Annotated in this window: 1 protein-coding gene and 2 pseudogenes; all 3 read left to right on the top strand. The window is 74.6% G+C overall.

Annotated features, from left to right (window positions below; all coding sequences use genetic code 11):
- Positions 1-8: 8 nt before the first annotated feature.
- A pseudogene (locus F1721_RS09045) lies at positions 9-8,036 on the top strand (SDR family NAD(P)-dependent oxidoreductase); the annotation flags it as partial.
- A gap of 268 nt (positions 8,037-8,304) precedes the next feature.
- A pseudogene (locus tag F1721_RS09040) lies at positions 8,305-14,565 on the top strand (thioester reductase domain-containing protein); the annotation flags it as partial.
- Positions 14,562-15,314, top strand: a complete 753-nt coding sequence (locus F1721_RS09035; RefSeq protein ID WP_150066145.1) for a thioesterase II family protein — start codon at positions 14,562-14,564, stop codon at positions 15,312-15,314. The pseudogene F1721_RS09040 and the gene F1721_RS09035, both read left to right, overlap by 4 nt.

Genomic DNA, 15,314 nt, shown 5'->3' with positions numbered 1-15,314 from the left:
AGGCGAAGCTCCGCGAGTACCTGAAGAAGGCGATCGCCGACACCCGGCAGGCCCGCACCAGGTTGCGCGAGCTGGAGGACCAGGTCCGGGAGCCGATCGCGATCGTCGGCGCGGCCTGCCGGTACCCGGGCGGGGTGAGCTCGCCGGACGAGCTGTGGGAGCTGGTGCGCACCGGCGGGGACGGCATCGGCGAGTTCCCCACCGACCGGGGCTGGAACACCGAGCTCATCCACCACCCGGACCCGGAGCGCAGCGGCAGCACCTACACCCGCAACGGCGGATTCCTCTACCGGGCGGGCGAGTTCGACGCGGAGTTCTTCGGCATCTCCCCGCGCGAGGCCACCGCGATCGACCCGCAGCACCGCCTGCTGCTGGAGGTCTCCTGGGAAGCGCTGGAGCACTCCGGGATCGACCCCAGCAGCCTGCGCGGCAGCCGCACCGGGGTGTTCGCCGGTGCCATGTACCAGGACTACGCGCCGCCAGCGGGTCAGGCGCCGCCGGAGGCGGAAGGCCTGCTGGCCGCCGGGACGGCCGGGAGCGTGGTCTCCGGTCGCGTCGCCTACACCCTGGGTCTGGAGGGACCTGCCGTCACCGTGGACACGGCCTGCTCCTCCTCGCTGGTGACCATCCACCTGGCGGCGCAGGCCCTGCGCGCGGGGGAGTGCGACCTCGCGCTGGCCGGAGGCGTCACGGTGATGGCCACTCCCACGGTGTTCCTGGAGTTCAGCAGGCAGCGCGGGCTCGCTCCGGACGGCCGCTGCAAGGCGTTCGCCGCTGGCGCCGACGGAACCAGCTGGTCGGAGGGCGTCGGGCTGGTCGCGCTGCAGCGGTTGTCCGACGCGCAGCGCTCCGGCAAGCGGATCCTGGGCGTGATCCGGGGCAGCGCGGTCAACCAGGACGGCGCGAGCAACGGGCTCACCGCCCCCAACGGTCCGTCGCAGGAGCGGGTGATCCTGCAGGCGCTGTCCGCCGCCGGACTCTCGACGTCCGATGTGGACCTGGTGGAGGCGCACGGCACCGGCACCCCGCTCGGCGACCCGATCGAAGCGCGGGCGCTGCTGGCCACCTACGGCCGCGTCCGGCCCGCGGACCGCCCGCTGTGGCTGGGATCGGTGAAGTCCAACCTGGGGCACACCCAGGCGGCGGCCGGGGTCGCCGGGGTGATCAAGGTGGTGCAGGCGATCCGGCACGGCGTGCTGCCCAAGACCCTGCACGTCGACGAACCGACGCCGGAGGTGGACTGGTCCGCGGGCGGCGTGCGGCTGCTGACCGAGTCCCGTCCGTGGCCGGAGCTGGAGCGGCCCCGGCGGGCGGGCGTGTCGTCGTTCGGGATCAGCGGCACCAACGCGCACCTCGTCGTCGAGCAGGCCCCGGAGCCGGACCCGGCCGAGCCCCGGGACCTGCCGGAACTCGTGCCGTGGGTGATCTCCGGCCGGACCGAGGACGCGGTGCTGGCCCAAGCGGCGAAGCTCGCCGAGCACGCGGCGGAGCACCCCGACCAGCACCCGGCCGATGTCGGCTTCTCGCTGGCCACGACCCGGGCCCAGCTCGGCGTGCGGGCGGTCGTGCTCGGCCGCGACACCGGCGAGCTGGTGGACAAGCTGCGCGCGGTGACAACCGAGGACACCGCGCGGACCGTCGGAACCGACCCGGACGTGGTGTTCGTGTTCCCCGGTCAGGGTGCGCAGTGGGCGGGGATGGCGGCGGAGCTGCTGGAGTCGGCGCCGGTGTTCCGGGATGCGCTGGTGGCCTGCGATGCCGCGCTGTCGTCCTTTGTGGACTGGTCGGTGCTGGACGTGCTGCGTTCGGCTCCGGGTGCGCCGGATCTGGAGCGGGTGGACGTGGTGCAGCCGGTGTCCTTCGCCGTGATGGTCGGCCTCGCCGCGCTGTGGCGGTCGGCGGGAGTCGCGCCGTCCGCGGTGGTCGGGCACTCGCAGGGGGAGATCGCGGCGGCGGTCGTGGCGGGTGCGCTGTCCCTCGACGACGGTGCCCGCGTGGTCGCCCTGCGCAGCCGGGCCATCGCGGAGGAGCTCAGCGGCAAGGGCGGCATGCTGTCGCTGGCCGTCTCCCCGGCGGAGGCCACCGAGCTGGCGGCGGGGCTGGCCGACATCGCCGTGATCAACGGCCCGGCATCGGTCGTGCTGGCCGGGGAACCCGAGGACCTCGCCGCGCTCGCCGCGCGGTGCGCCGAGCGCGACATCCGGCACCGGTTGCTGCCGGTGGACTACGCCTCGCACAGCGCTCACGTGGAGTCCGTCCGGGACCGGCTGCGCGAGCAGCTCGCCGACCTCGCCCCCGGCGCTGGTGAGGTGCCGCTGTACTCGACGGTGACCGGTTCGCTGGCCGACACGACCGCCATGACCGCCGACTACTGGTACCGGAACCTGCGGCAGCCGGTGCTGTTCGCCGACACCACCCGGGCCGTCGCCGGGGACTTCGGGCCCGCGGTGTTCATCGAGGTCAGCGCGCATCCGGTGCTGGTGTCCAGCATCGAGGACACGCTGGCGGACGCGCCGGTGGCGGTGCTCGGCACCCTGCGGCGCGACCAGGGCGACCAGCGGCAGTGGCTCAGCGCCGTCGGTCAGGCGCACGCCCACGGGGTCACCCCGGACTGGTCGGCGCTGCTGGGCCCGGCGGTGCCCGTGGAGCTGCCCACCTACGCCTTCCAGCGCCAGCACCACTGGCTGACCGGCACCGGCTCCACCGACCCGGCCGGGCTGGGGCTGGCCCCCAGCGACCACCCGCTGCTGGGCGGTGCGCTGCGGCCCGCCGAGGGCGACGAGGTGGTGTTCACCGGCCGGATCAGCCTGGCGACGCAGCCCTGGCTGGCCGACCACACCGTGCTGGGCACCGCGATCCTGCCCGGATCGGCCCTGATCGACCTCGCCTTCCACGTCGGCGACCAGCTCGGCACGTCTACAGTGGAGGAGCTGATCACGCACGCCCCGGTGGTGCTGCCCGCGGACGGGGCCATCCAGCTGCAGCTCGTGGCGACGCCGGGCGAGGACAGCTGCACGCTGACCGTCCACTCCAGACCGGACGTCCCCGACGCCCCCTGGACGCGGCACGCCAGCGCGGTGCTCACCTCCGGCGCCGAGCTACCGGACGTCGAGGACGCGGCGTGGCCCCCGGAGGACGCGGAGCAGATCGACGTCAGCGAGGTCTACCCGGAGCTGGCCGAGCACGGCCTGGACTACGGGCCGCTGTTCCAGGGCCTGGTCGCCGCCTGGCGGCGAGGGGGCGAGCTGTACGCCGAGCTGGAGCTGCCCGCCGAACCGACCCCGGGTTTCGGCATCCACCCCGCGCTGCTGGACGCCGCGCTGCACCTGTACGCCCACCACCACCTCGGGGCCGGGCGGGCCGCGCTCGCCTTCGCCTGGTCGGGCGTCCAGCTGCACGCCACCGGCGCCACCGCGCTGCGGATCCGGCTGACCCCGCTGGGCCCGAACAGCGTGCGGCTGCACGCCGCGGACCCGGCGGGCACCCCGGTGTGCACAGTGGACGAACTGACCACGCGGCCGGTGATGCCGGACCAGCTGACCGAGCCCAGCGGCCCGTCCGCCCGCTCGTCGCTGTTCCAGCTGACGTTCGCGCCGGTCACCCCGAGCACCGAACCACCGGGCGAGTACACCGTGCTCACCCCCGACACCGCGGGCGATCCGCTCGCCGCCGCGCACGCCGCCACCCGCGAGACCCTGCGCGCGCTGCAGGAACTGCTCGCCGGGGAGGAACTCGTCGTGGTGCGCACCAGCGGTGCGCTGGCCGTGCACCCGGGGGAGATCGTCAACCCGGCCGCAGCGGCGGTGGCGGGACTGGTGCGCACTGCCCGCACCGAGCACCCCGACCGGCTCGTCCTGGTGGACACCGCGCCGGACGCCGAGGTGGACCTCACCGGAGCGGTGGCCACCGCGCTGGCGGGGGACGAGCCGCAGATCGCCGTGCGGGGCGACGCCCTGTTCGTCCCCCGCCTCGCCGCGCAGGACTCCGAGCTGGAGCAGCCGCGCAGCATCGACCCGGAGGGCACGGTGCTGGTGACCGGCGGAACCGGAGCGCTGGGCACGATCGTCGCCCGCCACCTGGTGACCGAGCACGGTGCCAAGCACCTGCTGCTGACCAGTCGCCGCGGCGCCGCGGCGCCCGGCGCGGCCGAGCTGGTGGCGGAGCTGTCCGAGCTCGGCGCCGAGGTCACCGTGGCCGCCTGCGACGTCGCCGACCGGCAGGCCCTGGCGGAGCTGCTGGCCGCAGTCCCGGCCGAGCACCCGCTCACCGCGGTCGTGCACTCCGCGGGCGTGGGGGACAACGCGCTGGTCACCGCGATGACCGAGGAACAGCTGACCGCGGTCCTGCGGTCCAAGGCGGACGCCGCGTGGCACCTGCACGAGCTGACCGCCGAGCACGACCTGGCGGCCTTCGTCCTGTACTCCTCGACGGCCGGTGTGCTGGGCGGTCCCGGCATGGCCAACTACGCCGCGGCGAACGCCTTCCTGGACGGCCTCGCCGCGCACCGCGCCGGGCTGGGACTGCCCGCGCTGTCCCTGGCGTGGGGGCTGTGGGAGGTCACCGAGGGGATGATCGAGTCCCTGTCGGCGGCCGACCACGCGCGGATGGCCCGGGACGGCCTGCGGCCCGTCACGGCAGCGCACGGCATGGCCGTGCAGGACGCCGCGCTCCGGATGGACGCCCCCGCGCTGGTGGCCGTCCCGGTCGACGTCGCCGCCCTGCGCACCGCGCCGGAGGTGCCCGCACCGCTGCGCGGCCTGGTGCGCGGCGCGGTCCGCCGGACCGCAGCGGGGCGGCGGGCCGGTGGCAGCGCCCTGGCCGCCCGGATCTCCCGGCTGCCCGAACCGGACCAGCGCGCCCAGCTGCTCCAGCTGGTCACCGAGCACATCGGCACGGTCCTCGGCCACGCCGATCCCTCCGGCATCCGCGCCGACCAGGCCTTCGGGGAGCTGGGCTTCGACTCGCTGACGGCCGTCGAACTGCGCAACCGCCTTGGCTCGGCCACCGGTCTGCGCCTGCGGGCCACGCTCGCCTTCGACTACCCGACACCGGCCGCGCTGGCCGACCACCTGCGCACCGCGCTCCTCGGGGAGCGGGCCACCACCGAGGTCGCCGCGCCGGTGGCGGCCGCCGCGGACGAGCCGATCGCGATCGTGGGCATGGCCTGCCGCTACCCCGGCGGGGTGCGCAACCCCGACGACCTGTGGCGGCTGGTGGTCGACGGGGTGGACGCCATCGGGGAGTTCCCCACCGACCGCGGCTGGGACGTCGACGGGCTGTACGACCCCACCGGGGAGCGCCCGCGCAGCAGCTGCGCCCGCACCGGCGGGTTCCTGGCCGACGCCGCCGACTTCGACAGCGACTTCTTCGGCATCAGCCCGCGGGAGGCGGCGATCATGGACCCGCAGCAGCGGGTCCTCCTGGAGTCGGCCTGGGAGGTGCTGGAAGCCGGTGGCATCGACCCGTCCGGTCTGCGGGGCAGCCGCACCGGGGTGTACGTCGGTCTGATCCGCCAGGAGTACGGCCCCCGGTCGGACGAGATCGGCGAGCAGCACGAGACGCACTTCCTCACCGGCGGCGCGGCCAGCATCGCCTCCGGCCGCATCGCCTACGCGCTCGGCCTGGCGGGCCCGGCCATGACGCTGGACACCGCCTGCTCGTCGTCGCTGGTCGCCACGCACGTGGCGATGCGCGCCCTGCGCGGCGGGGAGTGCGATCTCGCGCTCGCCGGTGGTGCCACCGTGATGGGCACCCCCGGTCTGTTCACCGGATTCAGCAGGCAGCGGGGTCTGTCCCCGGACGGTCGGTGCAAGGCCTTCGCGGCCAGCGCCGACGGGACCGGATTCGCCGAGGGCGTCGGATTCCTGCTGCTGGAACGGCTTTCGGACGCGCAGCGCAACGGACGCCGGATCCTGGCGGTGATCCGGGGCAGCGCGGTCAACCAGGACGGCGCCAGCAACGGCCTGACCGCGCCGAACGGCCCTGCGCAGGAGCGGGTGATCAGCCAGGCGCTGGCCGCCGCTGGTCTGCGACCGCAGGACGTGGACGCGGTGGAGGCGCACGGCACCGGCACCACGCTCGGCGACCCCATCGAGGCGCAGGCATTGCTGGCCACCTACGGGCAGCGCCCAGGGGCGAGCCCGCTGTGGCTGGGCGCGGTGAAGTCCAACATCGGCCACACGCAGGCGGCGGCCGGGGTCGCCGGGGTCATCAAGATGGTGCAGGCGATCCGGCACGGCGTGCTGCCCAAGACCCTGCACGTGGACGAGCCCACCGCGCAGGTCGACTGGGGGACCGGTGAGGTGGCGCTGCTCACCGAGAACCAGGAGTGGCCGGACCCGGGGCGCCCGCGCCGGGCCGGTGTCTCCGCCTTCGGGATCAGCGGCACCAACGCCCACCTCGTCCTGGAGCAGGCACCGGAGCAGCCCGCGCCGACCACCGGCGAACGGCCTGGACCGGCGCTGTGGGTGCTGTCGGCCCGCACCGACCAAGCATTGCGCGCGCAGGCCGCCCGGCTGACCGAGCACGTGCGGCAGCACCCGGTGGACGTCGGGTGGTCGCTGGCCACCACCCGCGCCGCGCTGGACCGCCGGGCGTTCGTGGTCGGCGAGGACGTCGACGAGCTGGTGCACGGCCTTTCCGCCATCGCACCGTCCACAGTGGTACCGGGCGGCACGGCCTTCCTGTTCTCCGGCCAGGGCGGGCAGCGAGTTGGCATGGGGCAGGGCCTGCGCCGGGCACGTCCGGCGTTCGCCGAGGCGTGGGATGCGGCGTTGGCCGCGGTGGAGGCGGAGTGGACCGGCGCATCGGTCGGCGAGGTGCTGGCGGGCGATCCGGAGCTGCTGGACCGGACTGATTTCGCGCAGGCGGGTTTGTTCGTGCTGCAGACGGCGTTGTTCCGGTTGTTCGAGTCGTGGGGTGTGCGGCCGGATTGGCTGGTCGGGCATTCGGTGGGGGAGATCGCTGCGGCGCACGTCGCCGGGGTGCTGTCGTTGCGGGACGCGGCGCGTTTGGTGGTGGCTCGTGGTCGGTTGATGGCGGCGTTGCCGCAGGACGGCGCGATGATCGCCATCGAGGCCACCGAGGACGAGCTGCGGGCCGCCGTCGACGGGGTGCCCGAGGTCGGCATCGCGGCCGTCAACGGACCGCGCTCGGTGGTGCTCTCCGGCGACGAGGAGCGGGTGACCGCCATCGCCGGGCAGTTCACCGGCCGCCGGGTGAAGCGGCTGCGGGTCAGCCACGCCTTCCACTCGCCGTTGATGGCCCCGATGCTCGACGAGTTCCGCACCGTCCTGGACGGGCTGACCTACGCCGAGCCCCGGTTGCGCATCGTCTCCACCGTGACCGGAGAACCCGAAGACCAGCTGGGACCGGACTACTGGCTCCGGCACGCGCAGGACACCGTCCGCTTCGCCGACGCGGTGCGCGCCGTGGACGCCGAAGGGGTCACCAGGCTGCTGGAGCTGGGGCCGGACGGCGTGCTGATGGCGCAGGCCGAGCAGGTCCTCGACAGCGGGAACCACGTGCTGACCTCGGCCTTGCGCGCTGGCCGGGACGAACCGCGCACCGCGCTCGCCGCACTCGGCACGCTGCACGCCGCCGGGATCAGTCCTGAGTGGACAGCGGTGTTCGGCCCGGCGACCGCCGTCCCGCTGCCCACCTACGCCTTCCAAGGACGGCGGTTCTGGCTGGACACCACAGGAGAACCGGTGCCCGCGGACGGCTCGGCGCCCCGTGACCGAACGCCGCAGCACGCCCGGGAACCCGTGCCGAGCTTGCCGGACCGGCTCACCGGGTTGTCCGCCGCCGACCAGGAGGAGCTGGTCCTCGACCTGGTCCGGGAGCACGCGGCGGCGGTGCTGGACCACAGCGGTCCCGCCGACGTCGACCCGGACCACCCGTTCCAGGACCTCGGCTTCGACTCGGTCACCGGCGTGGAGCTGCGGAACCGGCTCGGCGCCGCCACCGGCGTGCGGCTGCCCGCCACCACCGTCTTCGACCACCCCACGCCGCGCGCGGTCGCCGGATACCTGCGGGAACAGCTCGCCCCCGACGACGATCCGCTGCCCGGGCTGCGGCGCGGGCTGGACGACTGGCAAGCCCGGCTCGCGGGCGCAGACCTGGAACCGGACGGCCGGGCGGCCATCGCCGTACGGCTGCGGGAGCTGCTCACCGAGCTGACCGGGGAGCAGACCGGGCCCGGCGAGCTGGCGGCGGCCTCCACCGACGAGCTCTTCGACTTCATCGACAACGAACTCGGCCGAGCCACCAGCCCGAAGGAGAACGTGCCCGATGTCCGATGACGAGAAGGTCGTCGAGTACCTGAAGTGGGTCACCGCGGACCTGCGGCGGACCCGCGCGCGCCTGTCCGACCTGGAGGAGGCGCAGCGCGAGCCGATCGCCATCATCGGCGCGGGCTGCCGGTTCCCGGGCGGGGCCGACGGGCCGGACCGGCTGTGGCGGCTGGTGGTCGACGAGCAGGACGCGATCACCGAGTTCCCGGCGGACCGCGGCTGGGACGTCGCCGGGCGGTACGACCCGCAGCCCGGCAAGCCGGGCAAGACCTACACCAAGCACGGCGGGTTCCTGCCCGGGGCCGCCGAGTTCGACGCGGAGTTCTTCCGGATCTCCCCGCGCGAGGCCACCGCGATGGACCCGCAGCACCGCCTGCTGCTGGAGGTCGCCTGGGAGACCGTGGAGCGCGCCGGGACCGACCCGCGGTCGCTGGGCGGCAGCCGGACCGGGGTGTTCGCCGGGATCGCCGCGCAGACCTACAACCAGTCGCTGGACCAGCAGGACTACGCCGGGCACCTGGCGACCGGCGTGGTCAGCAGCATCGCCTCCGGCCGCATCGCCTACGCGCTGGGGCTGGAGGGCCCCGCGGTCACCCTGGACACCGCGTGCTCGTCGTCGCTGGTGGCCGCGCACCTGGCCGTCCGGGCGCTGCGCGCGGGCGACTGCGACCTGGCGCTGGCCGGTGGAGCGACCGTCACCGGCAGCCTGGACGGCTGGCTGGAGTTCAGCGCGCAGGGCAACCTGGCGCCGGACGGCCGGTGCAAGTCCTTCGCCAAGGCCGCCGACGGCACCGGCTGGTCCGAGGGCGTCGGACTGCTGCTGCTGGCCCGGCTGTCCGACGCGCAGCGGCTCGGCCACCCGGTGCTGGCGCTGATCCGCGGCAGCGCGATCAACCAGGACGGTGCCAGCAACGGCCTGACCGCGCCCAGCGGTCCCGCGCAGGAACGCGTCATCCGGGCGGCCATCGCCGACGCCGGGATCGAATCGTCCGATGTGGACCTCCTGGAGGCGCACGGCACCGCGACCACGCTGGGCGATCCGATCGAGGCGCGGGCGCTGCTGGCCACCTACGGGCGGGACAGGCCCGCGGACCGCCCGCTGTGGTTGGGCTCGCTGAAGTCCAACATCGGGCACGCCCAAGCCGCCGCCGGGGTCGGGGGTGTGATCAAGGCGGTGCAGGCCATCCGACACGGTCTGCTGCCCAAGACCCTGCACGTGGACGAACCGACCCCGGAGGTGGACTGGTCCTCCGGTGCGGTCGAGCTGCTGACCGAGGCGCGGCCGTGGCCCGAGGCGGACCGGCCGCGCCGGGCCGGGGTGTCGTCGTTCGGGATCAGCGGGACGAACGCGCACCTGATCCTGGAGCAGGCACCCGAACCGGAACCCCGCGCGACCGCGCCGGAATCCGCCGCCGTTCCGCTGGTGCTGTCCGCACCGACCGGGCAGGCGCTGCGCGCGCGGGCCGCCGAGCTGGCCGAGCACCTGGCAGCGCAGGACGCCAGTCCCGTCGACATCGGATTCTCGCTGGCGACCACGCGCACCCACTTCGACAAGCGCGCTGCGGTGGTCGGCACCGACCGGGCGGAGCTGGTCGCGGGGCTGCAGGCGGTCGCTGAAGGGGTGAGCGAGGCGCTGACCGGCGACGGCCGCGCGGGCAAGCTGGCTCTGCTGTTCGCAGGCCAGGGCGGTCAGCGCGCGGGCATGGGCCGGGAGCTCTACGCCGCCCACCCGGTGTTCGCCCAGGCCCTGGACGAGGCGATCGACGCGCTGGACGCGGAACTGGACAGCCACGCCGAGTTCTCGGTGCGCGAGGCGCTAATGCACCGCGACGAGCTGCAGGACCGCACGATGTACGCGCAGACCTCGCTGTTCGCGCTGGAGACCGCGCTGTTCCGGCTGGTCCGCAGCTGGGGCCTGCGCCCGGACTGGCTGGCCGGGCACTCCGTCGGCGAGATCGCCGCGGCGCACGCGGCGGAGGTGCTGCCGCTGGCCGACGCCGCGCGGCTGGTCGCCGCCCGGGGGCGGCTGATGGACGGCCTCGACGCCGGTGGCGCGATGATCGCGGTGGAGGCGACCGAGGCCGAAGCGGAGCAGGCCGTGGCGGCGGAGCCGCTGGTCGGCATCGCGGGCGTCAACGGGCCGCGCTCGGTGGTGGTCTCCGGTGCCGGGCCGCGGGTCGAAGCGGTCGCCGCGCGGTTCGCGGAGATGGGCCGCCGGGTCAAGCGGCTGCGGGTCAGCCACGCGTTCCACTCCCCGCTGATGGAGCCGATGCTGGCGGAGTTCCACCGGGTGGCCGCCGGGCTGACCTGCGCCGCACCGCGCATCCCGATCATGTCCGCGCTGACCGGGCGACCGGTGGACCTGTTCGGGCCGGACTACTGGACGCAGCACGCCCGGCACACCGTCCGCTTCCTCGACGCGGTGTCCGAACTGGACGCCGCCGGGGTGTCGGCGATGCTCGAACTGGGGCCGGACGGGACGTTGTCCGCCCAGGCGCAGCGCATCCTGGACGACTCGCCGCGCGACGGGCACGTCGTCGTGCCCGCCCTGCGAGCCGGGCAGGACGAGCCGCGCACCGCGGCCAGCGCGCTCGGCAGCCTGTACGTGGCGGGCATCAGCCCCGACTGGTCCGGCGTGTTCGGCGAATCCGCGAAAGCGGTGGAGCTGCCCACCTACCCGTTCCAGCGCCAGCGGTACTGGTTGCCAGCGGGAGCCCCGTCCGGCGCGGGAGACCTCGGGCTGAACCCGGCCGAGCACGCGTTGCTCGGCTCGTTCGTCCCGCCCACCGACGGGTCGGAGGTGCTGTTCACCGGCCGCCTGTCCACCGGCGCGCACCCCTGGCTGGCCGCCCACCCCGAGGTCGCCGACGCGGTCGTGGTCGAGCTGGCCCTGCACGCCGCCGACAAGACCGACTGCGACGTGGTGCGGGAACTCGTCCTGCACCACCCGATCCGGCTGGCCGCGGGTGCGGCCACCGCGCTCCGGCTGTCGGTGGAGTCCCCCGACCCCCTCGGGGAACGCCGGTTCGCGGTGCACGCGCGGGAGGACGTGGAGGACGGCGCGTGGGAGCGGGTGGCCAGCGGGGCGTTGGCCCGGCAGGTGGCGCTGGCCGAACCCGCCGCCGACTGGCCGCCGGACGGCGCGATCGCCGGAGGGCCGGACCCGACCGCGGTCCTGCAGCGCGGCCGGGAGCTGTTCGCCGAGGTCGCGCTGCCCGACGAGCACGCCGGTGCGGTCACCGGGTTCGGCATCCACCCGCTGCTCCTGCACGCCGCCCTGCTCCCACACCTGCGCGACCCCGCGCTGGTTCCGCGCCGTTGGCGGGGGATCCGCCTGCACGCGACGCGGGCGAGCAGCCTGCGGGTGCAGCTCACCACGACCGGTGACGACGAGTTCGCGGTCCGCGCCGCCGACCCCACCGGACAGCCGGTGCTCACCGTCGAGGCGATCGGCACCGAGCCGATCACCCCCGGCCAGGGCGCGGAGCGCGACGCGGTGTTCCAGGTGACCTGGGTGCCCACCGCGCTCCCCACCCCGGCCCACCAGCCCAGCTGGGCGCGGCTGAGCTCCCCGGAGGACCGCGACCGGATCCGCCGCGACCCACCGGAAGTGCTGCTGCTCGAACCGCACATCGTTGGTGCGCAAGCAGATCCGGTCGCCCCCACGCACAGCGCGCTGCGACGAGCCCTGGCCGAGCTGCAGGACCTGCTGAGCGATACCGGGTTGACCGGCACCAAACTCGTCGTGCTCACCCGGGGCGCGGTCGCCACCACCGACGCCGAGCAGGCCGACCTGACCGGTGCCGCGCTGTGCGGGCTGGTGCGCTCCGCGCAGTCGGAGCACCCGGACCGGATCGTGCTGGTGGACGTCGAACCCGACCTCGAACCACCCGTCGAGCGGGTCCTGGCCGCTGCCCAGGCCGTCGGTGAGCCCCAGTTCGCCCTGCGGTCGGGTCGCGCGCTGGTGCCCCGGCTGGCGCGGCTGCCGCTGCTGCCTCGGCCCGCGGCTTGGCGGACCGGGGGAACGGTGCTGATCACCGGTGGTACCGGCGCGCTGGGTGCGACCGTCGCCCGGCACCTGGTCACCCGGCACGGGGTCCGGCACCTGCTGCTGACCAGCAGGCGGGGCCCGGCCGCGGCGGGAGCCGCGGAACTGGTCGCCGAGCTCGAAGCGCACGGCGCCCAGGTCACCGTCGCCGCCTGCGACGTCAACCAGCGGGAAGCCGTGCGACAACTGCTGGACGGGATCCCGGCCGCCCACCCGCTGTCGGCCGTCGTGCACACCGCGGGTGTGCTGGCCGACGGACTGCTCACCTCGATGACCGAGGAGGACCTGACGGCGGTGCTGCGGCCCAAGGTGGACGCCGCCTGGCACCTCCACGAGCTCACCGAGGACGCGGACCTCTCCGCGTTCGTCCTGTTCTCCTCGGTGACCGGGGTGATGGGAACACCGGGCCAGGCGAACTACGCCGCGGCCAACAGCTTCCTCGACGCGCTGGCCGCGCACCGCGCGGCGCGGGGCCTGCCCGCGGTGTCGGTGGCCTGGGGCCTGTGGGAGGGCGCGAGCAGCATGACCGAACACCTCACCGAGGTGCACCTGGCGCGCATGGCCAAGGAAGGTCTCCTGCTGCTGCCCGCCGACCTGGGCATGTCGGTGCTGGACGCCGTGACCGCTCAGCCGAACCCCGCGGTGATCGGCATGCCGGTGGACCTCGCCGCCGCTCGGACCCACCCGGCGCAGCCAGCGCTGATGCGCGGCCTGACCGGAACCCGCAGCCGCCCGGAAGCCGTCGCGGCGGGCGCGGTGGACAGCGGCGCGCTGCGCACCGAACTGGCCACATTGGACGAAACCGCGCGCCGCGAGCTGGTGCGCCGCATCGTGCTGGACCACGCCACCGCGGTCCTGGGCCGGGACGAGCAGCTGGCCGCCGACCAGGTGTTCCAGGACGTCGGCTTCGACTCGCTGACCGCGGTGGACCTGCGCAACCGGCTGGCCAAGGCGGTGTCGGTCCAGCTGCCCGCCACCGCGGTCTTCGACCACCGGACCCCGGGAGCGCTGGCCGATCGGGTGCTGGCCGAACTGCTCGGCACCGCGGCGGACACCGGCGGCGTCGACTTCACCGGCGAGGTCGGCCTGGCACCGGACGTCACCGCGGACTCGGCGCCGCACACCGCCGAGCCGGAGCACGTGCTGCTCACCGGGGCGACCGGTTTCCTCGGCTCGTTCCTGCTGCGCGACCTGCTGCGGCGCACCAGCGCCCGGGTGCACTGCCTGGTGCGCGGCGCCAACGATCAGGAGGCGGCGGACCGGCTGCGGCGGGCGATCGAGTGGTACGAGACGGGAGTCGACCTCGACCGGGTCGAGATCGTCCGCGGCGACCTCGGGGAACCCGGGCTGGGCCTGACCGCGGAGGCCTTCGACGAGCTGGCCCGCACCGCGGACGTGGTGTTCCACGCGGGCGCGAACGTCAACTGGATCTACCCGTACCCGGAGCTGAAGCAGGTCAACGTCGGCGGCACGGAGGAGGTCCTGCGGCTGGCCGGTCGGCACCGCACCGTGCCGGTGCACTACGTCTCCTCCACCGGCGTGTACGCCCAGCCACCGGGGGCGCACGTCACCGAGCTGGACCCCGCCGGTCCGCCGGAGGCGCTGAGCAACGGCTACCGGCAGTCCAAGTGGGTCGCGGAGGGCATGATCGAGCTGGCCAGGCAGCGCGGGATCCCGGTCTCGGTGTACCGGGTGGACTCGATCTCCGGCGACCGCGAGCGCGGCGCCTGCCAGACCCAGGACTTCGTGTGGCTGAGCGTTCGCGGCATGCTGCAGGCCGGGGCGGCACCGGCCGGTGCCGCCTTCGGCTTCCACCCCACGCCGGTGGACTTCGTCAGCGGCGCGATCGTCGCACTGTCCCGGCGACCCGAGAGCCTCGGCGAGACCTACAACGTGTCCAACCCGGACACGCTGACCTTCGCGCAGGTCGTCGACCAGCTGCGGGACCTGGGCTACCAGCTCGCCGAGCTGCCGCCCGAGGAGTGGAGCGAGCTGATCCGCCGCGACCCGGCGAACTCGCTGACCCCGCTGCTCGACGTTTTCGAGACCGCCTTCACCGGCGGCGGATACCCTGACATGGACACCAAGAAGCTCGACGCGGCGCTGTCCGGCACCTCGGTCGGCTGCCCGCCGGTCAGCCGGGAGCTCGTGGACGTCTACCTGCGGTTCTTCATCCGCAGCGGCTACTTCCCGGCACCGCCGAACGGAGGGGACGAGGGATGACCGCCACCGGCGCCGCCGACGCGTGGATCCGCCGCTTCCACCCCAAACCGGACGGCCGGGACCTGCTCGCGTGCTTCCCGCACGCCGGTGGGTCGGCCAGCTACTACTTCCCGATGTCGGCGGCGCTGCCCGACCGCACCGACATGCTGGCCGTCCAGTACCCGGGGCGGCAGGAGCGGCGTGCGGAACCGCTGATCGGCTCGGTCGACGAGCTCGCCGACCGGGCCACCGAATCCCTGCTGCCGCTGCGAGGTGCCGCGCTGTCGCTGTTCGGCCACAGCCTGGGCGCCAGCGTGGCGTTCGAGGTGGCCCGGCGCTTGGAGCAGCGCGGCGTCCGGGTCCGGGCGCTGTTCGTGTCCGGCAGGCGCCCGCCGTCCCTGCACCGGCCGGACAACGCCCACCAGGCGGACGACCGCGCGCTGGTGGCCGATCTGCTGGCCGACGGCGGGATCCCGGACGCCGCCGCCCTGGACCCGGAGATCGTGCAGCTGGTGCTGCCCGTGGTGCGCAACGACCTGCGGGCGGCGGCGACCTACACCTACCGGGGCAGCGGCAACGACCTGACCTGTCCGGTCGTGGCGCTGACCGGGGACCGCGACCCGAAGGTCACCGTGGCCGAGGCCCGGGGCTGGGCGTCGCACACCACCGGGCCGTTCTCGCTGCGGGTGTTCCCCGGCGGGCACTTCTACCTGCTGGAGCACTGGCAGGCCGTGGTGCGGGCGATCTCCGACGAGCTGGGGGACCGGTAG

The sequence above is a fragment of the Saccharopolyspora hirsuta genome (assembly GCF_008630535.1).
GTDB classification, from domain to species: domain Bacteria; phylum Actinomycetota; class Actinomycetes; order Mycobacteriales; family Pseudonocardiaceae; genus Saccharopolyspora; species Saccharopolyspora hirsuta.
This window is presented reverse-complemented; position numbering and strand designations above follow the sequence as displayed.

Bases quoted from the DNA above. Each gene is read 5' to 3' on its own strand.
- F1721_RS09035 (WP_150066145.1), top strand. From the start codon at position 14,562: ATGACCGCCACCGGCGCCGCCGACGCGTGGATCCGCCGCTTCCACCCC.